General features: G+C 72.6%; 15 protein-coding genes. 10 read left to right on the top strand and 5 right to left on the bottom strand.

Going from position 1 to position 22,164, the window contains the following annotated elements; all coding sequences use genetic code 11:
• Nucleotides 1–14 precede the first annotated feature (14 nt).
• The 5 genes from ABD194_RS04150 (at nucleotide 15) to ABD194_RS04130 (ending at nucleotide 8,262) form a co-directional block, all read left to right on the top strand.
• Nucleotides 15–1,745, top strand: coding sequence for a PucR family transcriptional regulator (locus ABD194_RS04150; RefSeq protein WP_343987969.1), 1,731 nt, complete (start codon nucleotides 15–17; stop codon nucleotides 1,743–1,745).
• 263 nt (nucleotides 1,746–2,008) lie between these two features.
• Nucleotides 2,009–3,502 carry a uracil-xanthine permease family protein gene (locus tag ABD194_RS04145; protein ID WP_343987967.1) on the top strand — a complete coding sequence of 498 codons (1,494 nt, stop codon included), beginning with the start codon at nucleotides 2,009–2,011 and terminating at the stop codon, nucleotides 3,500–3,502.
• A gap of 154 nt (nucleotides 3,503–3,656) precedes the next feature.
• The gene (locus ABD194_RS04140; RefSeq protein WP_343987964.1) at nucleotides 3,657–5,183 is read left to right on the top strand and encodes an FAD binding domain-containing protein; all 1,527 of its coding nucleotides are present in this window, start codon (nucleotides 3,657–3,659) and stop codon (nucleotides 5,181–5,183) included.
• The gene (cutA, locus tag ABD194_RS04135) at nucleotides 5,180–7,609 is read left to right on the top strand and encodes an aerobic carbon-monoxide dehydrogenase large subunit (RefSeq protein ID WP_343987961.1); all 2,430 of its coding nucleotides are present in this window, start codon (nucleotides 5,180–5,182) and stop codon (nucleotides 7,607–7,609) included. Before ABD194_RS04140 ends, cutA begins: the two co-directional genes overlap by 4 nt.
• Complete coding sequence (locus tag ABD194_RS04130; protein WP_343987959.1) at nucleotides 7,606–8,262, top strand: SRPBCC family protein; 657 nt, start codon at nucleotides 7,606–7,608, stop codon at nucleotides 8,260–8,262. Before cutA ends, ABD194_RS04130 begins: the two co-directional genes overlap by 4 nt.
• Before the next feature lie 66 nt (nucleotides 8,263–8,328).
• Here ABD194_RS04130 and ABD194_RS04125 read toward each other — a convergent pair whose 3' ends face one another.
• Complete coding sequence (locus ABD194_RS04125; RefSeq protein WP_343987956.1) at nucleotides 8,329–9,774, bottom strand: hypothetical protein; 1,446 nt, start codon at nucleotides 9,772–9,774, stop codon at nucleotides 8,329–8,331.
• Between the two features lie 240 nt (nucleotides 9,775–10,014).
• Between ABD194_RS04125 and ABD194_RS04120 the strand changes: the two genes are divergently transcribed.
• Nucleotides 10,015–11,640: a YhjD/YihY/BrkB family envelope integrity protein gene (locus tag ABD194_RS04120; RefSeq protein ID WP_343987953.1), complete on the top strand. Its 1,626-nt coding sequence runs from the start codon at nucleotides 10,015–10,017 to the stop codon at nucleotides 11,638–11,640.
• A gap of 31 nt (nucleotides 11,641–11,671) precedes the next feature.
• On the opposite strand, the gene ABD194_RS04115 is transcribed toward ABD194_RS04120, so the two are convergent.
• Nucleotides 11,672–12,205, bottom strand: coding sequence for an RDD family protein (locus ABD194_RS04115; protein WP_343987950.1), 534 nt, complete (start codon nucleotides 12,203–12,205; stop codon nucleotides 11,672–11,674).
• A 9-nt stretch (nucleotides 12,206–12,214) separates the two neighbouring features.
• A complete protein-coding gene (locus ABD194_RS04110) occupies nucleotides 12,215–13,183 on the bottom strand; it encodes a hypothetical protein (RefSeq protein ID WP_343987946.1) in 969 nt (322 codons plus the stop codon).
• A 432-nt stretch (nucleotides 13,184–13,615) separates the two neighbouring features.
• Here ABD194_RS04110 and ABD194_RS04105 point away from each other — a divergent pair, with 432 nt between their 5' ends.
• Both ABD194_RS04105 and ABD194_RS04100 read left to right on the top strand, forming a co-directional pair.
• Complete coding sequence (locus ABD194_RS04105) at nucleotides 13,616–15,754, top strand: hydantoinase/oxoprolinase family protein (RefSeq protein WP_343987943.1); 2,139 nt, start codon at nucleotides 13,616–13,618, stop codon at nucleotides 15,752–15,754.
• 115 nt (nucleotides 15,755–15,869) lie between these two features.
• Complete coding sequence (locus ABD194_RS04100) at nucleotides 15,870–17,810, top strand: hydantoinase B/oxoprolinase family protein (protein WP_343987940.1); 1,941 nt, start codon at nucleotides 15,870–15,872, stop codon at nucleotides 17,808–17,810.
• A 19-nt stretch (nucleotides 17,811–17,829) separates the two neighbouring features.
• Here the strand turns inward: ABD194_RS04100 and ABD194_RS04095 are convergent, their stop codons facing one another.
• On the bottom strand, nucleotides 17,830–18,075 hold the full coding sequence (locus ABD194_RS04095; RefSeq protein ID WP_343987937.1) for a hypothetical protein: 246 nt from the start codon (nucleotides 18,073–18,075) through the stop codon (nucleotides 17,830–17,832).
• 263 nt (nucleotides 18,076–18,338) lie between these two features.
• On the opposite strand from ABD194_RS04095, the gene ABD194_RS04090 reads away from it, so the two are divergent.
• On the top strand, nucleotides 18,339–19,286 hold the full coding sequence (locus ABD194_RS04090) for a carbamate kinase (protein ID WP_343987934.1): 948 nt from the start codon (nucleotides 18,339–18,341) through the stop codon (nucleotides 19,284–19,286).
• A 5-nt stretch (nucleotides 19,287–19,291) separates the two neighbouring features.
• On the top strand, nucleotides 19,292–20,428 hold the full coding sequence (gene bar, locus ABD194_RS04085; protein WP_343987930.1) for a barbiturase: 1,137 nt from the start codon (nucleotides 19,292–19,294) through the stop codon (nucleotides 20,426–20,428).
• 96 nt (nucleotides 20,429–20,524) lie between these two features.
• On the opposite strand, the gene purH is transcribed toward bar, so the two are convergent.
• Complete coding sequence (purH, locus tag ABD194_RS04080; protein WP_343987927.1) at nucleotides 20,525–22,159, bottom strand: bifunctional phosphoribosylaminoimidazolecarboxamide formyltransferase/IMP cyclohydrolase; 1,635 nt, start codon at nucleotides 22,157–22,159, stop codon at nucleotides 20,525–20,527.
• Nucleotides 22,160–22,164: the final 5 nt, after the last annotated feature.

Here is a 22,164-nt window from a genome sequence, read left to right as displayed (position 1 = left end):
GGTAGGGTGCGCTCATGGTGAAAGTTGCCAACGATCTGGCTCCCTCGCACAGTGAGTTGCCAGTCGAGGCGCCGGACGTCGCACCCACGCAGCCCGACGCGTCCGGGATCTCCCTGCGGCTCATCGCCGGGCTGGCCGCCGCGGCCCACGGGCAGGTCCACGCGGACTTCCCACGGCTGGACACGAGCGTCGACAGCACGACGCCGCTGCGGTCCGCACTGCGCGCCGCGGTGGCCGGCGCCAGCCTCGCCCACCGGCTCGTCCTGGCCGACGCCGCGGCGCTCGGCGAGCAGAGCGGCGTCCCGGGCTGGGGTGCCGAGGTCGTCACCACACTGGAGCGGTCCGGCGCCTCCGGGCTGGTCGTCTCGGGGCTCACCGGTCCTGCACTGGGCGAGCTCGTCGAAATCGCAGCCTGCACCGGGCTGCCGGTTCTCGACATCCCGCTCGACCACATCGCGACCTTCACGACCGAGGTGCTGAGCGCGATCCTCGAGCACCAGACCGCGGTGCTGCGCCGGCTCGAGGACGCCGACCGGGCACTCGTGCAGATCGTCCTCGCCGGCGGCTCCCTCGACGACCTCTGCGGGCAGGTCGTCGGTTTCCTCGACGGCGCGGTCATGGTCACGACCACGGACGGCCGGGTCATCGCGCAGGCCGGCTCCCAGAGCGAGCTCGAGCACGCGACGCGGCTCGGCTGCTTCGACCGCACCGGACGGCTGCTGACCGAGACCGAGCCCATGGGGCCGCGTCCGGAGGGGCCGGGCGCCGACCGCGCGGCCGTGCGCATCGTCGCCGGCCACCTCGACCACGGCGTCCTCATCGCCTTCTGCAGCCACCGCCACCTCACCGCCGACGACGTGCGCCTGCTCGAGAGGGCCGCCACGGTGGCCGCCCTCGCGATCACGAAGGACCAGGCGGTCTCGGCCGTCGAGAGCAAGTACCGCGCCGAGTTCCTCCGCGACGCCCTGGCCGGCCGGGCCGGCACCCCCGTCGACGCGGTGGCCCACGCCACCTCGCTCGGCTGGGACATCGCCCGACCCATGGTCGTGGTCGTCGCCGAGACCGACGAGGACGACGACCTCTCCACGCGCGACGCCGACGAGGTGCGCTTCCTGCAGCAGCGTTTCGCCCGGGCGTGGACGCACGCCGTCGCCGTTCGCGACGCCCGCTCGCCCGTCATGGGGTTCAGCCGCGAGGTGGTCGCCCTCATCGGTGTCCCCGTCGACGCCGACACCGACCACGTCATGAGGATCGTCGGCGACTACGTCCGGGTCGTGCGCGGTGACGGCGGCGGAGGACGGCGCTCGTTCTCGGCCGGGGTGTCGCGCACGATCGCGTCCGTGGCGACCCTGCCCCAGGCATACGAGGAGGCGCTTTCGGCCGTGACGGTCGGCCGGCAGATGCACGGCGACGGCGCCCTCACCCACGTCGACGGGCTGGGGATCTACCGGCTGCTCGCCCTCATCCCCGACGGCGCCGACCTGCGCCGCTTCGTCCACGAGTCGCTGCGCGAGCTGGCGACCGACGAGTCACCCGAGTATGCCGGGCTGCGCCAGACCCTCAGCATCCTGCTCGACACGAACCTCAACGTCGCCGAGACGGCGCGGCTGCTCTTCTTCCACTACAACACGCTGCGCTACCGCATCGGCAAGCTCGAGAAGATGCTCGGCCCCTTCACCACCGACCCCGACCTGCGCCTCACGCTCGCCCTCGCGCTCAAGATCCACCAGATGCGCGGCATCTGACCGCGGGGCCGCCGAGCACGTATGCCGTGTGGCGCCGTTCGTGGAACATCGCACCCGCCGAGGGGGTGCGGACTTCCACGTCGAGGAGTCAGCGGTCCGGCGAGAGGCAGGTGACGGCATACGGCAGGAAGTGCCGGACGGCCGGCGTCGGCGTGTATCAGCGTTTGACGAACGCGGCCCGGCTGCCGGGGAGTAGTTTGCGGGCCAACCCCGGCTTGGGGCGTCACCCACATCACCAAGGTGTGGCAACCATAGGAGTCGGAATGGCTTTGGGCTTGGGCTGGAAACTGCACGGGGACGGCAAGACGCTGGGCCCCGACGACGTCGTCGCACCCGACGAACGCCTGTCCTGGGGCAAGACGGTGGGCCTCGGCGCCCAGCACGTCGTCGCCATGTTCGGTGCGACGTTCGTCTTCCCCCTCCTCATGGGCCTCAACGCCCAGCTCGCGATCATGATGAGCGGCATCGCGACCATCTGCTTCCTGCTCATCGTGGGCGGCAGGGTGCCGAGCTACCTCGGCACGTCGGCGAGCTTCGTCGGCGCGGTCATCGCCATCCGGGCACAGGGCGGCACGTCGGCGACGGTCACCGGCGCCATCCTCGTCGCCGGCGCCGTGCTCGCACTCGTCGGCGTGATCATCCACTTCCTCGGGTCGGGCGTGCTGCACAAGGTGCTGCCGCCGGTCGTGACCGGCGCGGTCGTCATGCTCATCGGCTTCAACCTCGCGCCGGTCGTGGCCAACGTCTACTGGCCGCAGGACCAGTGGGTCGCGCTGCTCGTCATGCTCTTCGTGGTGGTCTGCGCGGTCGCCTTCAAGGGCTTCGTCTCGCGCATCGCCGTCTTCCTCGCGCTGATCTTCGGCTACATCATCTCGTGGCTCTTCGACAAGGTCTTCGGCCAGATCACCTCCTTCGACGCCGGCGCCGGCAAGGTCACCACGCACTTCCGCACGAACTTCGACAACCTCGCCTCGCAGGCCTGGTTCGGCCTCCCGCCGACGTCGACGACGGGCGCCGACGGCAAGGAGATCGTGGGTATCCACGCCCCGTCCTTCTCCATCGCCGCGATCCTGCTCGTGCTCCCGGCCGTCATCGCGCTCATCGCCGAGAACACCGGCCACGTCAAGGCCGTCGCGGAGATGACGAAGGCCGACCTCGACCCGTACATGGGTCGCGCCATCGCGGCAGACGGGATCGGCACCGTCATCGCCTCCTCGGTCGGCGGCTCGCCGACGACGACGTACGCCGAGAACATCGGCGTCATGGCGGCCACCCGCGTCTACTCGACCGCGGCCTACTACGTCGCGGCCGTCGTCGCGATCATCTTCGGCCTCTCGCCGAAGTTCGGCGCCCTCGTGGCGTCGGTGCCGGGCGGCGTCCTCGGCGGCATCACCGTCGTGCTCTACGGCATGATCGGCCTGCTCGGCGCGAAGATCTGGAAGGAGAACGGGGTCGACTTCGGCAACCCCATCAACCTCGTCCCCGTGGCCGCCGGCATCGTCATCGGCATCGGCGGAGTCTCCCTGAAGTTCTCGGACACCTTCGAGCTCGGCGGCATCGCGCTCGGCACCATCGTCGCCGTGGGCGCCTACCACCTCGCCCGCGCGGTCGCCCCGGACGACCTGCGCCGGCGGGCCGACGCCGCCGGCGGAACGATGATCTCGCTGGGCGAGAGAGAGGGCGACTACGGCGACGCCGACGGCGTCGACGACCTCTATCAAGACCGCCCCGGCGGCCCCGACGTCCGGCGTGGCTGAGGCTCACTCCGCCACGTGCACCCGCGCCCCGTGGGCCTCCGACGCAGATCGGGGGCCCACGGCCGTTCCCGGCAGAAGTTGCCAAGAGCCCGGCGCCAAGCGATGCACACCATTCACTGGTTGCACACCGGATCGGAAAGGCAGGATCAGTACGGTGAAGCCCGCCCCCTTCGTGCACCACGCACCACGCACCGTCGAGGAGGCCGTCGCCGTGCTCGCCGAGGCCGGCCACGACGGCAAGGTCCTGGCGGGCGGGCAGAGCCTCATCCCGCTCCTCAACATGCGCCTCGCCTCCCCGGGCCACCTCGTCGACCTCAACCGGGTCGCCGGCCTCGACGCCATCGAGGTGACCCGCGAGTTCGTACGCGTGGGGGCCCTCGTGCGCCACGCCGGCCTCCAGCGCTCCGAGGAGGCGTATGCCGCCCTCCCGCTCCTGCGCCAGGCCGTGACCAACGTGGCCCATCCGGCGATCCGCAACCGCGGCACGACGGTGGGCTCGATCGCGCACGCCGACGCCGCCGGTGAGATGCCGGCGGTCCTGGCGCTGACCGACGGCACCGTCGAGGTCGTCGGACCCGCCGGCTCGCGCGAGATCGCCTGTGCCGACTTCTTCCTCGGGCCGTTGGAGACGTGCCTGGAGCCGGAGGAGCTGGTCGTGGCGGTGCGCTTCGGTCGCTTCCCCGCAGGGACCGGAACGGCGTTCACCGAGTCGGCGCGGCGGCACGGCGACTACGCGATCGCCGGGGTCGGCGTCGCCGTCACGGTGAGTGACGGTGTCGTGACCGACGCCCGGGCCTCGTTCGTCTCCGTCACCGCCGTGCCCGGGGCCCTCGACCTGACCTCGGTCCTCGCCGGGGTGGAGCCCGGCTCGGACGCCTGGGAGCGCGGACTGAGGGCGGCCGCGGAGGCCGTGCACGCATACGTCGACCCGGAGGACGACATCCACGCGAGCGCGGACTACCGACGGATGCTCGCGGCCGAGCTGACCCGCCGGGCGCTCCCCCACGCCGTGCAGCACAGTGCCCAGTCGGCCGAGGACCGGGGCGACTCGTCGAGTGGGCACTTGCCCACGTCGAGTGGCCGCTTCGGTGCGACTGGTCCACAGGGTGACGGTGCACCACTGAAGCAAAGTGCCCACTCGACCGAGAGGGAGGACGGGGAGGTGACGGTCGTGGTGAACGGCGTGCCGCGGTCGGCGACCGTGCCGGCACGACGGCTGCTGTCCGACTTCCTGCGCCACGACCTCGAGCTGACCGGCACGCACGTCGGCTGCGAGCACGGCGTCTGCGGCGCCTGCACCGTCCTCGTCGACGGCCGGCCGATGCGCTCCTGCCTGATGTTCGCGGTGACGGCGCAGGACCACGAGATCACGACCGTCGAGGGCCTGTGCGACGCACCCGACGCGCGCCCTGCGCCGACCGGTGAGTCGATGAACCCCGTGCAGCAGGCTTTCGCCGAGTGCCACGGGCTGCAGTGCGGCTTCTGCACGCCGGGCTTCCTCACGACCATCACGGCCTACCTCGACGACAACCCGCAGCCGACGAGCGAGCAGGCGCGAGAGGCGATCTCGGGCAACCTGTGCCGCTGCACCGGCTACCAGAACATCGTCAAGAGCGTGCTCCGCGCCGCCGAGATCAGGACCGAGCGGGCGACCGAGACCCCTGCCGGGGAGGGCACATGACCACCCAGATGTTCGGCGCGCCGATCAAGCGCAAGGAGGACCCGCGCCTGGTCACCGGCGGCGGCCGCTACCTCGACGACCTCGGGCACGACGCCCTCGCCGCAGCCTTCGTCCGCAGCCCGCACGCCCACGCCCGCATCGTCGACATCGACGCCTCCGACGCGGTCGACATCGAGGGCGTGCTCGGGATCTACGCCCACGAGGACCTCCCCGGACGCGTCGGCGAGCCGCTCCCCCTGCTCATCCCGCACCCGACGCTGACCCACGGCCGCACCGGCTACGCCCTGGCCAAGGACGAGGTCAACCACGTCGGCGAGCCCGTCGTCATGGTCGTGGCGACCGACCGCTACGTCGCCGAGGACGCCTGCCAGCGCATCCGCGTCAGCTACGAGCAGCTGCCCGTCGTCGTCGGCATCGAGGCTGCCCGCGACGGCGACCGGCTCGTCCACGACGACGTGCCCGGCAACGTCGCGGCCCACATGCTCCAGGAGGTCGGCGACGTCGAGTCCGCCCTGGCCGCGGCGCCGCACACCCTGACCCTCGACCTGGACATCGAGCGCAGTGCCTCCACCCCCATGGAGGGCCGAGGGGTCTACGCCCGGTGGGACACCGAGCGCGGCGAGCTGCGGATGTACTCCTCGACGCAGACCTCGACCGGCGTCCGCGCCGCCGTCGCGGCCAAGCTCGACCTGCCGCTCGCCAAGGTCGAGTGCATCGCCCCCGACGTCGGCGGCGGCTTCGGGGTCAAGATCGTGCACCCGTGGCCGGAGGAGGTCCTCGTCCCGTGGGCGGCCCGGCTGCTGGGCCGGCCGGTCAAGTGGACCGAGGACCGCCGCGAGCACTTCACCAGCGCCGCCCACGAGCGCGGGCAGCTCCAGCAGGTCACCGTCGGCTTCGACGACGACGGGCACCTGCTCGCCCTGGACGTGCGGTTCTGGCACGACAACGGCGCCTACACCCCCTACGGGATCATCGTCCCGATCATCACCTCCACCCAGCTGCTCGGCCCCTACAAGCCCGGCGCCTACCGGTGCGAGTTCTGGTCGCTCTACACGAACACCGTTCTCGTGACGCCGTATCGAGGCGCAGGCCGGCCCCAGGGCTGCTTCGCGATGGAGCGCACGATGGACGCCATCGCCGACGAGCTGGGCCTCGACCGCGCCGAGGTGCGCTCGCGCAACTTCATCCTCCCGAGCGAGATGCCGTGGGACCACGGGCTGCTCTTCCAGGACGGCCGCCCGCTCAAGTACGACTCGGGCGACTTCCCGGCCAGCCTCGCCAAGCTCAAGGCACTCGTCGGCTGGGACGACTTCGCCGACCACCGCCGCCGCGCCGAGGCTGAGGGACGCAGGGTGGGCCTCGGCATCGGTTGCTACGTCGAGGGAACGGGCGTCGGCCCCTACGAGGGCGGGCACATCCACGTCGAGACGAGCGGCCGGGTCAACGTCTCGACCGGCCTGACCTCCCAGGGGCAGGGCCACGAGACCGTCTTCGCGCAGATCGTCGCCGAGGAGCTCGGGGTCCCCCTCGAGGACGTCCACGTCACCACCGGCGACACCCGGAGGATGGCGTATGCCGTGGGCACGTTCGCGTCGCGCGCGGCGGTCATGAGCGGCAGCGCCATCGCCCTCGCCGCCCGCAACGTCCGCGCCAAGGCGCTGCGCATCGCCTCGGACGCCCTCGAGGTGAGCCCGGACGACCTCGAGATCGTCGACGGAACCGTGCGAGTCAAGGGCGCCCCGAACACGTCGCTGAGCCTCGGCACGGTGTCGGTCCTGTCCAACCCGCTGCGCTACGCCTTCGACGAGGCGACCCAGGCGGCAACGCAGTTCGCCGGCACGTTCGACCCGGACAAGCCGCCGGTCGCCGACGACGACGAGCCGGGCCTCGAGGGCAAGGACTTCTACTCGCCGACCCAGGCGACCTTCGCCAACGGCATGCACGCAGCGATCGTCGAGACCGACCCGGTCACGGCCGAGATCCGGATCCTGCGCTACTGCGTCATCCACGACTGCGGCACGATGATCAACCCGATGATCGTGGAGGGCCAGGTCCACGGCGGCGTCGCGCAAGGCGTCGGCGGGGCGCTCTACGAGCGGATGGCCTACGACGAGTCGGGGCAGCTCCTCAACGCCTCGTTCATGGACTTCCTCCTGCCCTACGCCTCCGAGGTGCCGACGATCGAGACGGACCACCTCGAGACGCCCTCGCCGCTCAACCCGCTCGGCATCAAGGGCGCGGGCGAGGCGGGCTGCATCCCCGTGTCGGCGGTCATCGCGTCCGCGATCGAGGACGCCGAGGGCTTCCCGATCCGGCGGATGCCGATCTCGCCGTTCGAGCTCTGGGAGCTGCGCCGTCGCCACGCTGCCGGTGAGCTCGAGTCCCTGCACCGCCCCTCCCCCGTGTCGAAGGAGCCCACCGCATGAAGATCACCGGAGCCGTGTCCCTGGCTGCGCAGCCGGAGCAGGTGTGGCAGGCCATCCACGACCCGGCCGTGCTCGCCCGCACGCTCCCCGGGTGCGAGTCCCTCGTCGAGAAGGGCGACAACGCATACGGCATGCGGGTCACGATGGGCGTCGCGGCCGTGCGCGGCACCTACGACGGCACCATCCGCCTCGAGGACCTCGAGGCACCGACCCGCCTGCGGCTCAAGGCTTCCGGCGCCGGCGCGCCGGGCACGGTCGAGGCGGACGTCGACGTGCGTGTGGACGGGAGCGAGGACGGCGGCACCCGCGTCACCTACGACGCCGACGCCCAGGTCGGTGGCCCGATCGGCGGGGTGGGACAGCGGATGCTCTCCGGCGTGACGAAGCGGATGGCCGGGCAGTTCTTCGCGGCCCTCGACGCCGAGATCCACGGCGTGCCGCCCGAGCTGCGGGCCGTGGCGCCACTGCCCACCGGGCCCGGCGCACCCGCGGCGCCGTCAACCATCGGAGCGCCGTCCGCCCCCGCCACGTATGCCGGTCGGGCAGCCCAGGCCGAGCCGTTCCGCGGGCGTGAGTTCGCCCTCGGCGTGGCGACCGGAGGCGCCGTCGCCCTGGTCGGCGTGGTCGTCGGCTGGGCCATCGGGCGGCGGTGAGCGGGCACCGGCCGGCACGGGGGTTCACGTCCTCGTACCGGCCGGGCGGCCTACGTACGCGTGTGGTCAGTGCGCCGGGAGGCCCGCGTGCGTGCGAGCCTGCGCCATGCCCCACACCGCGGCGAGGAGCACCGCGACGACGATCGCCGTCAGGAGCACGACCAGGCCCGTGGGGTTGCTCCAGATGACGAGGACCAGCGTGCCGAGGGCGACGACGACGCCGGCCGCGACGGGGGCGTGCTCGCCCACGGCGGTCCCGACCGGCCCGTCCTGCAGGGAGTCCCAGCCACGGCTCGAGACCCGTGCCACCCCGCGTCCGAAGCCGGCGAGCCCGCGCCGCCGGTTCAGCAGCGCCGCCAGCCCGGCGACGACGAGCGCGATGATGAACACGAGCCGTATGCCGTCGACCAGGTAGCGCGTCACCGTGTCGAAGACGTAGGACGCCGTCTGCTGCGACATGTTCGTCGACTGCATGCGGGTGAGGTAGACCTCCCGCCCCAGGACGAGGCCCAGGCGCAGCACCAGCAGCCCGATCGCGGTCGCCAGGCCCACCCACATCACTGCCCGCCAGCGACGCCGGGCCAGGGCGACGGCGCCGGCGAACGCCAGCAGCCCTATCCACGGCAGCCAGCTCGCGAGGGTGTCGAGCCACCGCACCAGCTGCTGCGTGCGCTCGAGGCCCTGGAGCTGCGCGATCTGGATCGAGGTGTTGACCGTCGGGATGGAGGCGGCGACCCCGAGACCGGCGGCGACGAGCCGCGTCTTGACCTGCTCGATGAGCGGGCCGATGTTGAGGCGGAGCGTGTTGTCCGAGGCGGTCACCGCCTGGCCCTGGTTCTCGCCGGTGAGGATGCCGACGAGCGAGGCGTGCGCCGCCCGGTTGGCCGACGTCCAGAGCTGCGCGAAGGCGTCGCTCGTGACGGCCTTGTGGACCGCCGTGCCGATCAGTCCGGAGACCGCACTCGCGATCGGCGCCTTGAGCCGGTCGAACTGCGGCGGGACGATCTGGCTGACCGCGGCGTTGACGTCGAAGTTCGCCGCGATCTGCCGGTTGACGGCGGCCTCGACGGTGGCCTGCACGTCGGGGTTGCTGGCCAGCGGCTGGACGTTGGCCACGTAGCGGTCGGTGTTGAGGACCTCGTTGCGCGCCCAGACGGCGGGCACGGCAAGGGTCAGGCACAGCGCACCGATGATCATGAGGACGACCACGAGCGTGCTCCGGGCGGCGTGGCGCACCCGCACGGCCGTCGGGGACTCCAGCTCCGCGTTGCGACGGCGCAGCCGGTCGACCTCGGCCTGGAGCGCCGCCACCTGCCGCGTCGAGGCAGGTGGCGACGCAGCCGCGGGTCCAGCCGCCGTGGCTGCGGGCACGGCGGTGGTCTCTACGCTCGTGTCGACACTGGTCTCGGCGCTCGGATCGGCGGTGGTATCGACGGGTTGGGTGGGTGCCGGGGCGGGTCCGTCCCGCTCGGCAGCCCTCTTCTCGTCCGTGCTCATCTCGTCCGTACTCATCGCTCTGCCTCCTCGCGCTCCGGCACCTGTCCACCATCGCCTCGGCCCTGCCGCCGGTCATCACGCTCAGGGGGTGAGCCGACTCGCGGCTGCCCCTGCCCGGCTCGCCCCCCCGCGGGGCGAGGACCTCGTCGTGCGCCACGACCTCGGCGCACGGGCAGGAGCGGTTGTGCTGCCTCCCCCGGTGGCTCATTCCCGGCGCGTGACGTGGCCGGCGGCGGGGGAACCGAGCATGGGGTCATGCCACGGGATGCCGGGCGTCAGACGGGCGCGCCCTCCCGGTCGAGCCAGCTCGTCGGCCGGGGCCGTGACCTGCACGCCGCGGCCGGTCGACGCCTGCTGGAGGCCCGGGAGGAGCACGTCACGCTCCGGCTGCTCGCCGACGCCTTCCGTGAGGACCGGGACACCGGAGGCGCGCTGCTCGCCGGCGCCCTCGCCTTCCGGCTGTTCCTGTGGCTGCTGCCGGCTGGGCTGGTCGTCGTCGCCCTCCTTGGCTTCTCGACCGCCGACGACGTACGCGGCGGGCTGGCCGGCACCGGGCTCAGCGGCTTCGCGACCACGACCATCGCGCAGGCGGCGACCCAGGCTCACGAGGGCCGGTGGATCCTGCTCCTCATCGGCCTCGCCGGGCTGTACTCCACGTCCGTCGACCTGGCCAAGGCGCTGTGGATCGGCACCAGCCTGGCGTGGCACCTGCCCGTGTCACGCCTGCGCCGGCAGTCGCGAGCGGCGGCCGTCGTGGCCGGCCTGCTGCTTCCCGCCGCCGCGGCGACCCTCGCCGTCAACTGGCTGCGCTCGGTCGCCCTCGTCGCCGGCCTCGTCGCCACCGTCCTGGTGATCGCCCTCTACGCGCTGCTCGGCTGGTTCGCCCTTCGCGCGCTGCCGCACCCGGTGCACACGGCCGCCTCGGACCTGCTGCCCGGTGCGCTGCTCATCGGGGTCGGCCTGCAGGCGCTGCACCTGGTCACCGTCTTCTTCCTCGCCAACCGCATCAGCAGCTCGTCGCAGCTCTACGGCGCCCTCGGCGGCGCTGCCACGCTGCTCCTCTGGGGCTACCTCCTGGCGCGGGTCCTCGTCGGCGCGTCGACCCTGAACCGCATCCTCTTCCGCTACCGGGACGTGGCTCGGCTGCCGGCCGCCGCGGGCGAGGACGCGGTCCGGGAGTCGCTCTCGCCGCGCGCCCTGCCGGGCTCGGTGCGGAGCCTGCCGGCACGCCTGAGGGCCGACTGGCGCGAGCTCGAGGCTGCGGTAGGCCACCGTGGCCGAGCCGGCGGTGGCGCACGCGGTGCCGGCGGCGTGTCCGGCGCTGGTCCGGGAGGGGACGAGCGGGCCTCGGCGACGAGTCAGGGGACGGCCGGCGCACCGGCGGGCAGCGAGACGGTGGCCGCCCTCACCCTCTGGCGCTTCGACGACGAGGAGGGCGCCGAGGCGGCCATCCGCACCCTGAGCGAGCTGGATCGCCAGGGCGCGCTCAAGCTGATCGACGCGGCCGTGGTGATCTGGCCGGCGGGGGCCCGGCGGCCGCGGGCGTCGCAGGTCGTCACATCCAGCGGCAAGGCCGCGCTCGGCGGCGCCTTCTGGGGCCTGCTCCTCGGCGTCATCTTCTTCGCGCCGCTGCTGGGGCTGGCCGTCGGCGCCGCCGCTGGGGCGCTCGGCGGGACGCTGCGCGAGGCCGGCATCGGCGACTCGTTCATCCAACAGGCCCGCGACGCGGTCACGCCGGGCACGTCGGCGCTCTTCGTCGTGAGCTCCGACGTGGACGTCGAGCAGGTCCGCGCGGCGTTCCCGTCGCACCGCCCGACCCTGATCCACACGAACCTGACGCCGGAGCAGGATGCGGCTCTGCGCGAGTACTTCGGCGCGTGAGCCTTCGCCCCGGCGGGACCGAGGCGCTGTGTCACCCGATCCGGGCAGCGGGGCCGTCGTCCCGCTCCGAGGCCGCCGTCCAGTCGTAGACGACCGACGAGCCGAGCAGCACGTCCGCGCCCGAGCGGTTCTCCCTGCTGACCAGCACCCAGAAGATCACCACGGGCACGAAGACGCAGAGCAGGGCGCGGGCCACGGCGACCAGCACGTGCAGCCGCCGGCCACGCGAGTCGACCACCCGCAGCCCGAGCAGGCGCCCGCCGTAGCTGCGCCCGGTCGTGGCCCAGGCCAGCGCCAGGTAGCAGGTCAGGACGCCGAGGAACGACGCGAGGAGCAGGCCGAAGCCGGGGTCGGGGAAGGTGAACGAGCGGGGCCCGACCACGAACGCCGCACCCAGCGCGGCGGCATACCCGGCAGCGACGACGAGGACGGCGACCACCGCATCGACGAGCGCGGCCAGCAGGCGCGTGACGATGCCCGCGCGGTGTCCCTGGACCGACTGCGCCCCGCGAGGCACCGCGATGCGCGCGATCGGCCCCCTGGGCGGCTGGGCCGGCGGTGCCAAGGCTCGACCTCAGTGCGGAACGGGGCCACCGGGGCCCGACCCCGACGGGTGGGTGGCCGGTGGCCGCTCCTCGGTCGAGACGCCGTACGCGTCCCCAGCCGACTCCTCGTATGCCGTCCCGGGAGCCCGCTCGGCACGGTGGAGCAGGCGGTCGACCGCGTGCGCGACGCGTTCGTCGGCCCCGATCCCCTGACGGCGCACCTCGCGGATCCCCTCGGAGGCCATGGAGCCGGTCGAGCTGCGGATGATGCCGGGCAGGTCGATGCCTTCGACGACGACCTCCGCGAGGGCGATGAGGTCGAGCCTGGCGACCACGGCGTCGAGATCGGCCCTGGCCACCACGGCGTTCACGTCGACCCGGTCGAGGATGCGCTGGATGTCCACGCGTGCCACGACCTCGTCGACGTCCACCCGCGCCAGCACCGCCTCCAGGTCGGCCCGCGCCACCACGGCGTCCACGTCGACCCGTTCGAGGATGCGCTGGATGTCCACGCGCGCCACCACCGCGTCGACGTCCACCCGCGCCAGCACCGCGTCCAGGTCGGCCCGCGCCACCACGGCGTCCACGTCCAGCAACGCCGCGAGGGCGTCGAGGTCCACGTGCCGCGCCACGACCTCCGTGACGTCCACGAAGGCGAGCGCCCGGTCGACGAGGCGCGGGGCGACACGCTGCGCGACGGCATACGCCCCCTGTGCGGCTCCGCGTCGCTCACGCTCCCCGCGGTCAACGAGGTCGGCGACCCGGGCCGACCGGCCCAGTCGCCCCCCGAGGGCGACCGGACCGGCGGCGAGGGCCGCCAGCGGGCGAGTGACGAAGCCCGCCCTCGCCGTGACGCGGCGCGACTCCTCGAGCGCCACGGCGGCGAGGCCGAACAGGACGTCGGCGAGCCGTGCGGCGGTCCAGCCGTCTGCCGGACCGTGCGACCGCTCGTCGGGCACGCCCCCGGCGGCCGACGCGTCGTGGAGGCCGATGACCACGCTGGACCCCCTCACGACGGACGGTGACGACATGCCGATCCTCGACCGCGGCCCGCCGCGGCGCGTCACCCTCCACGAGTGAGTCGCACGACGTGTACGCCCGCGAAGGACCACCGACCGGCAGCGCCCCGTTCAGGTGCGAGCCGGTACCAGGCGAGGTGGGCCGGGGCCTCTTCCGGAGTCCACTCGGTCATCGGGGCCGGGGCGTCGCCGGGCTGGAAGTCCACGCCGACGAGGTACTCCGCCACCGTTCTCTCCTTCGTCGGGGTCGCGCCGGGATGGCACGAGCACTCCGGGAACGGAGCCGACGAGCCGTTCTCGACATGCTGGGCCGGTGTCGGCGCGCTCTGGCGAGGGTTGGTCCCAGCCCCGGTGGCTGTTGGCACGATGTGCCAACGCGTCTGCGGGGGTCGCGCCGGTTGAATCCTCGTCATGACAGCAGGCACGGCCCCGGCGGCACGGCGGCGCATCCGCATCGGCATCGACACCGGCGGGACCTTCACCGACGTCGTCGCGCTCGACGAGGACTCCGGCGAGCTCGTCACGACGAAGACGCCGTCCACCCCGGGCAACCCCGCCGACGGCTTCCTGGCAGGGGTCCGCAAGGTCCTCGACCTCATGGGCGCGGCCGGCGACGACATCTCCGCGGTCTCGCACGGCACCACCGTCGCGACGAACAAGCTCCTCGAGGGCAAGGTCGAGGCGCTGGGCTTCATCACGACGGAGGGCTACGAGTTCATCCTCGAGATCGCCCGGCAGGCCGTCCCGGACGGCTACGGCAACTCCTACTTCTGGGTCAAGCCGCCCCGGATCGTCCCGGCCGACCACGTCAGGACGGTCGGTGGGCGGCTCGACTTCGAGGGCAACGAGATCCGGCCCTTCGACGAGGCCTCCGCCGTCGCCGCCGCCCGCTGGTTCAGGACACGCGGCATCACGACCATCGGGGTGTGCCTGCTGCACTCCTACGCCGACGACCGTCACGAGCTCGCCATGCGGGAGGTGCTGCGCCGCGAGCACCCCGACGCCGTCGTGTCGATCAGCTCGGAGGTGCTGCGCGAGTACCGCGAGTACGAGCGGTCGATGACGACGCTGGTGGACGCCGCCGTGAAGCCCAGCGTGTCCCGGTACGTCGCGAACATCCACCACCGGCTCGACGAGTTCGTCGGGCGCAGCGAGAGGCTGCCCTTCCACATCATGAAGTCCAACGGCGGCGTGCTCTCGGCCGACGAGGTCGTGCACCAGCCGATCACGACGGTCCTCTCGGGCCCGGCCGCGGGGGCCCTCGGCGCGGGCCTCATCGCCGGGCGCGCCGGCTTCGACAAGGTCCTCACCTGCGACGGCGGCGGCACCTCGACGGACGTGTCGGTCGTCCTGGGCGGCGAGCCGACGCTGACGACCGAGGGCACCGTCGGCGCCTATCCCAGCAAGATCCCGATGATCGACGTCGTCACCGTCGGGGCCGGCGGCGGGTCGATCGCGTGGATCTCCCCGGAGGGCTCGCTCAAGGTCGGCCCACAGTCGGCGGGGGCCGACCCGGGCCCGCTCTGCTACGCCAAGGGCGGCACCGACCCGACGATCACCGACGCCCACGTGGTCCTCGGCCGGATCCCGCCGCACCTGCTCGGCGGTGAGATCCCGCTCGACGTCGAAGCGGCTCGGAAGGGGATCGAGGGGCTTGCCCATCGCCTCGGGCTCGATGCCGACCGCTGCGCCACCGGGATCCTGGAGATCTCCGCCTGGAACCAGGCGAACGCGCTGCGGCAGGTGAGCGTGAAGCGCGGGCTCGACGTGCGCGACTTCATGCTCGCGACCTTCGGCGGCTCGGGCTCGCTGCTCGCCTGCCGTCTCGTCGACATCCTCGGCCTCGCCGGGGTGGTCGTGCCGCAGAACCCCGGCAACGTCTCCGCGTTCGGCCTGCTCACGGTCGACGTCAGGAACGACTACGTCCAGACGGCGGTCGCCCGGCACGACGGGCTGGACCACGCGGCGGTCCAGAAGACCTTCGACGACCTGACGGCGAAGGCGGCGAGCGCCCTTGATGGAGAAGGCTTCCCGCGGAGCGCGCACCGTTACGCGCGCACGGTGGACCTGCGCTACTTCGGCCAGGCCTACGAGGTGCGCGTTGCCGCCCCGGACGGCGAGGTCGACGACGCGTACGCCGCCGGCGTCGCCGCGCGCTTCCACGACGAGCACCGCGCGCTCTACGGCTACGACTTCCGCGGTGACCCGACGCAGCAGGTCGAGTGGGTGAACCTCCGCGTCACCGGGGTCGGTCCGATCACCCGGCCCGAGCTGCGGGAGCTCCCCACCGCGGAGGGGGCGGCCGACGTGCGCGAGCGCGCGCACCGGTCGGTCCGGCCCGTGTGCTTCGACGCCGACGACGGCTACGTCGACACCGACGTGTGGTGGCGACCCGACCTCCGAGCCGGCGACGTCGTCGAAGGACCGGCGGTCATCGAGGAGTTCGGCTCGACCGTGCCCCTGCACCCCGGTTTCACCGCGCGGGTCGACGCGCTCGGCAACCTCGTCGTCACCCGCAGGGGTGCCGCCGCGACCACCCCGGAGGCCTGAGATGTGCTTCTCCTGCCAGACCGCAGCCACACGACTCGCGCCGGTCGACGCTGCGACCGGGTCCTCGGCCACGACCGCGGACGGGCGCGGTGCACCCGGCCATGACGCGACGTCGGTGAACCCGGCGGGGCTGCCCACGGCATACGAGCACGGCAACCGGCTGACCCCCGAGGGGACGAGCGTCGACCCGATCCTCGTCGAGATCGTGCAGGGCACCCTCGCCAGCGTCGAGATGGAGGTCGAGACGGCGATCGCCCGCACGTCGCGCTCCCCCATGATCCGCGACGCGCACGACTTCCGCGCCGGCATCCACGACCGCCAGCTGCGCAAGCTGACCGGCCGCTCCTACAGCGCGCTCGTGCATCCAGTCGTGCGCGACTTCCCGCTGGCCGAGATGGGCGAGGGCGACGTCTTCTTCCACAACGACGTCTACGAGTCGGAGGGCGGCATCGGCCACCTGCCCGACCTGTGCGTCACCGTGCCCGTCTTCTCCGGCGGTGAGGTCGTCGCATTCGTGCAGGCCTTCGGGCACCACGACGACATCGGCGGCGCCGTGCCGGGCTCCATGCCGAGCAACGCCCGCAGCGTCTTCGAGGAGGGACTCTCGGTGCCCCCGATCAGGCTGTGGGACAAAGGCGTCCCCAACCAGGCGGCCCTGCGGATCATGACCCGCAACAGCCGCATGCCCGACAGCCTCGCCGCCGACCTCGACGCCGAGTGCTCGGCCTGCCTGATGGGCGCGCGCCGGCTCGCCGAGCTCTTCGAGCGCTACGGCCGCGACACGATCGAGGCGGCGTTCGACGCCATCCTCGACCAGACCACCGAGACCTACCGTCGCGAGATCCTCGGCAAGATCCCCGACGGCACCTACGTGTGGGAGGACTACGCCGAGCACGACGGCGTGGACGAGCCCATGCTGCACACGCAGCGGATCACCCTGACCAAGAGCTCGACCGGCGGTCCCGGGCGCTCGGAGCAGTACCCGGACGGCGGCCCCAGGCTCGTCATCGACTTCACCGGGACCGGCCCGCAGGCCAAGGGCCCGATCAACCACTGCGGAGACTACGTCGGCGGCAACTTCCTCAAGAAGTGGCTCGCGCCGATCCTGCGCAACCTGGCCGACACCCCCGAGCGGATGGCCGAGCTCGACGTCAACGAGGGTGTCGTCCCGCTCATCGAGATGCGCTTCCCCGAGAAGGGCACCCTGCTCACGCCGATCTACCCCGCGCCGACCAACGCGCGCACCTTCGTCATCCTGCGCCTGCTCGGGGTGCTCGCGGGCGTCGTCGCCAAGGCGGTGGACGGCCGGATGCCCGCCGACCAGGAGACGATCCGCTACACCGGGGTCTACGGCAAGGACCGCGACGGCAACGACTACCTCATGCGCGAGGTGCTCGGCGGCGGCTCGGGCGGGCGCTACTACGCCGACGGCGAGGACACGATCCACGTCGTGCCCGACAGCCGCAACCTCCCGACCGAGTTCACCGAGAGCCGGTTCCCCTTCCTCGTCGAGCGCCTCGGGCTCGCCGTCGACTCCGGTGGCGCCGGTCGCCACCGCGGCGGCCTCGGCTACGAGAAGCACATCCGGATGCTCGAGGATGCGCACTTCATGTCGATCGCCGACCGCTCGATCCTCGCCTGCTGGGGCGTCAAGGGCGGCAAGGCCGGCCGGCCCTTCGAGGTGACGGTCGACGTCGGCGGTCCGGAGGAGCGCACGGTCGACGCCCTGGCCGACGCCGAGCCGGTCAGGGCCGGCCAGGTGATCCGCATCCGCACGACCGGAGGCGGCGGCTGGGGCGACCCCCTCGACCGGCCCTACGACGAGGTCGAGCGCGACCTGCGCTGGGGCAAGGTGTCGTTCGAGGGTGCCCGCCGCGACTACGGCGTCGTGGCGACCGGCGACCGGGACGAGCCGGTCGTCGACGTCGCGGCCTCGGACGCCCTGCGCGAGCAGCTGCGCAGCGAACGGCCCGACGCGCAGCCCTTCTTCGACCGCGGCCCCGGCTATGCACGGTTGGCGGGCGGGCAGCCCTCAGCCGACGTCGACTGGGTGTGAGCCCTCGACCGTGGCCGGCTCAGTCGAGCTCGCGTTCCTCGATGGTCTGGCGCACGGTGCTGGTCGGCGTCGTGGCGCCGCTGGGGCGCTCCTCGCGGGTGATGACGCGCTTGCGTCGGGTGCCGTTGCGGCCGTGCCAGATGAGCGCGCCGCCGGCGACCATGAAGATGATCCCCACGACGGTCAGGTTGATGACCGACGTGTTGGCGCGCACGGCGAAGGTCAGGATGGCTCCCACGATGGCGAGCAGGACTCCGACTCCCACGACGTGCCTCCTCTCGGTTCGACGGGCACTCGACAGGGCAGCTCGAGGGCCCTCGACTGGACACCCGCTGGTGCAGCCCAGCGCCTCCCGACAGTACTCCCCTACCCGTCGGGGGCCGGCACCGCGCGGCGCGCACAGGCCCGACCCGACCCGGCCCGACGGCATACATCTGCCAATGCGCCGCCTCGCGTTGGGCAGGACGTGACAACGCGCCCGCTCCGCGGCGCTGCCTAGGCTCGCGCCATGACGAGGCGGGCCGCGCGGTGAGGGTGCTCGTCGCGCTCGGTGGCAACGCCATGACCGGCCCGGACGGCAGTGCGACGCCCCAGGCGCAGATCGAGGCGATCGCCGTGGCGAGCCGCCACCTCGCCGACCTCATCACCCACGGCCACGAGGTCGTCATCACGCACGGCAACGGGCCGCAGGTCGGCAACCTGCTCGTCAAGAACGAGCTCGCCGCCCACGTGGTCCCGCCCGTCCCGCTCGACTGGTGCGGCGCGCAGACCCAGGGGACGATCGGCTTCACGCTGCTCGACACCCTCGAGGCGGCCCTCGCCGCACGCGGCGTCGAGCGGCCCGTCGCCGCGATCGTCACGCGTACGCTCGTGGCGGCCGACGACCCCGGCTTCACCCACCCGACCAAGCCGATCGGACGCTACCTGCCCCGCGAGCAGGCCCAGAAGCTCATCGACCACGGCGAGCGCTGGGAGGACCGCGGCGAGAAGGGCTGGCGTCGGGTCGTCGCCTCCCCCGAGCCGGTCGAGGTCCTCGAGACCCGCACCCTGCACACGCTCCTCGACGCCGGCTACGTCGTCGTCACGGCCGGTGGCGGCGGCATCCCCGTCGTGCGCGACGCCGACGGCACCGTCCGCGGCGTCGAGGCCGTCATCGACAAGGACCTGACCGCGGCGCTCCTGGCCCGCGACGTCGAGGCCGACGTGCTCGCCATCGCCACCGACGTCACGCACGCCGTCGCGGGCTGGGGCACTCCCGAGGCGCGCGACATCGGCCGGGTCACGCTCGAGCAGATGGAGGCGTATGCCGCCGAGGGACACTTCGCGTCGGGCTCCATGGGCCCGAAGGTCGAGGCCGCCATGCGCTTCGTGCGTTCGGGCGGCAAGCGCTCGATCATCACCGCGCTCGACCAGCTCGCACCCGCCGTCGAGGGACAGGTCGGGACCATCATCGAGAACCCCAGCACAGAAAGGTGAATCACGTGCCCGAAGCCATTGAGGTGCGCAAGGTCCCCATCCACTCGGTCGCCGACGCCTCGGAGCTGGCCACGCTCATCGACGACGGCGTGATGGAGGCGAGCCGCGTCATCGCCATCATCGGCAAGACGGAGGGCAACGGCGGCGTCAACGACTACACGCGGATCATCGCCGACCGTGCCTTCCGAGAAGTCCTGGTCGACAAGGGGGCCCCCGCCGACCAGGTCAAGCAGGTCCCCATCGTGTGGTCCGGCGGCACGGACGGCGTCATCAGCCCGCACGCGACAATCTTCGCGACCGTCCCGGCCGAGAAGGCGGCGCCCTCCGACGAGCCGCGGCTCACGGTCGGGTTCGCGATGAGCGAGCCGATCAAGCCGGAGGAGATCGGCTACGTCGCCATGGTGCAGAAGGTCGCCGACGCGGTGAAGGTGGCGATGGAGCGCGCCGGCATCACCGACCCGGCGGACGTCCACTACGTGCAGACCAAGACTCCCCTGCTGACGATCCACACCATCCGCGACGCCAAGGAGCGCGGCCACCAGGTCTGGACCGAGCACACCCACGAGTCGATGGACCTCTCCAACGGCACGACCGCCCTCGGCGTCGCCGTGGCCCTCGGCGAGATCGAGATGCCCGACGACGCCGACATCATGCACGACCGGTCGCTCTTCTCAGCAGTGGCCTCGTGCAGCTCCGGCGTCGAGCTCGACCAGGCGCAGGTCGTCGTCGTCGGCAACGCCCGCGGCGTGGGCGGCCGCTACCGCATCGGCCACTCGGTCATGCAGGACGCCCTCGACGCCGACGGCATCTGGGCGGCGATCAAGGACGCCGGCCTCGACCTGCCCGAGCGCCCCCACCCGTCGGACATCGCGGGCCGCCTCGTCAACGTCTTCCTCAAGTGCGAGGTCAGCCAGGACGGGCAGGTCCACGGGCGGCGCAACGCGATGCTCGACGACTCCGACGTGCACTGGCACCGGCAGATCAAGTCCGCGGTCGGCGGCGTCACGGCGTCGGTCACCGGCGACCCGGCCGTCTTCGTGTCGGTGTCGGCCGCCCACCAGGGCCCCGACGGCGGCGGGCCCGTGGCCGCGATCGTCGACCTGGGTGAGGGCGAGCCCACCGGCTACCGCTGGACCCGCTGAGGGGCCGACCACGCATACGGGCGCAGTGCCCACTCGACGTGGGAAAGTGCCCACTCGACGTGAAGCCACGTCGAGTGGGCACCTAGCCTCAGGCCGTCAGTGGAAGAAGTGGCGGGTGCCCGTGAAGTACATCGTCACGCCGGCGGCCTGGGCCGCCGCGATGACCTCGTCGTCGCGGATCGAGCCGCCCGGAGCCACGACCGCGCGCACGCCGGCGTCGAGCAGGATCTGCAGCCCGTCGGCGAACGGGAAGAACGCATCGGACGCCGCGACCGAGCCGCGAGCCCGGTCCTCACCAGCCCGCCGCACGGCGAGGTAGCAGGAGTCGACGCGGTTGACCTGCCCCATGCCGACCCCGACGGCGGCGCCGTCCTTGGCCAGCAGGATCGCGTTGGACTTCACGGCCCGGATCGCGCGCCAGGCGAACTGCAGGTCGGCCAGCGTCGCGTCGTCCGCAGCGTCGCCGGCGACCAGACGCCAGCTCGCGGCGTCGTCGCCACCGGTCACCGCGCCGTCCTCGCCCCGCACGACGGCGTCGACCCTGTCGACGGTCTGCACGAGCAGGCCGCCGCTGACGGCACGCGTCTCGATCGGGTCGGCCGCCTCGGCCATCCCGGCCGGCAGGCGCAGCACGCGCAGGTTCTTCTTGGCCGTGAGGATCTCGAGGGCCTCGGGCTCGTAGTCGGGCGCGATGATCACCTCGGTGAAGACCGGCTTGGCCGCCGCTGCCATCGCCGCGGTCACGGTGCGGTTGGCCGCGATGATGCCGCCGTACGCGCTCACCGGGTCGGTCGCATGGGCCCGCTCGTACGCCTCTTCGATGGTCCCGCCGACGGCGATGCCGCACGGGTTGGCGTGCTTGATGATCGCGACGGTCGGCTGGTCACCGTGGTCGTGGGCCGCCCGGACGGCGGCGTCGGTGTCGACGTAGTTGTTGTAGGACATCTCCTTGCCGTGCAGCTGCTCGGCCGAGGCCACGCCGGGGCGCCAGTGGCGGTAGAGCGCCGCCTGCTGGTGCGGGTTCTCGCCGTAGCGCAGCACGGCCGCGCGGTCGAAGCTCGCACCCGTCCAGGCCGGGAAGCCGGTGCCGTCGCTCGTGTCGGCGTAGGCGTTGCCCATCCAGCTCGCGACCGCGACGTCGTAGGAGGCCGTGTGCACGAAGGCCTCCGCAGCCAGCCGCTTGCGCTGCTCGAGCGTGAAGCCGCCCGCTCCCAGCGCCTCGACGACCTGGCCGTATGCCGTGGGGCTCGTGACGATGGCGACGCTCGGGTGGTTCTTGGCGGCCGCACGCACCATCGACGGGCCGCCGATGTCGATCTGCTCGATGCACTCGTCAGGGGTCGCACCGGAGGCCACGGTCTCGCGGAAGGGGTAGAGGTTGACGACGACGAGCTCGAACGGCTCGACGCCGAGGTCGGCGAGCTGCTGGACGTGGTCGTCCTTGCGGGTGTCGGCGAGGATGCCCGCGTGCACCTTGGGGTGCAACGTCTTGACGCGGCCCTCGAGGCACTCGGGGAAGCCCGTGAGCTGCTCGACCGGCGTCACGTCGATGCCGAGTGCGGCGATCGTCTTCGCGGTGGACCCGGTCGAGACGATCGAGACCCCGGCGGCGTCGAGGGCGCGCGCGAGCTCCTCGAGGCCGGTCTTGTCGTAGACGGAGACGAGGGCCCGCCGGATCGGGCGGCGGGTCTCGCTCCCGGTGGACGGCGCGGTGGACGGGGCGGCAGTCATGGCGT

It is taken from the genome of Terrabacter terrae (assembly GCF_039529575.1).
In the GTDB taxonomy this organism is placed as follows: domain Bacteria; phylum Actinomycetota; class Actinomycetes; order Actinomycetales; family Dermatophilaceae; genus Terrabacter; species Terrabacter terrae.
The sequence above is the reverse complement of the archived record's forward strand: the minus strand, read 5'-3'. Positions and strand labels throughout refer to the sequence as shown.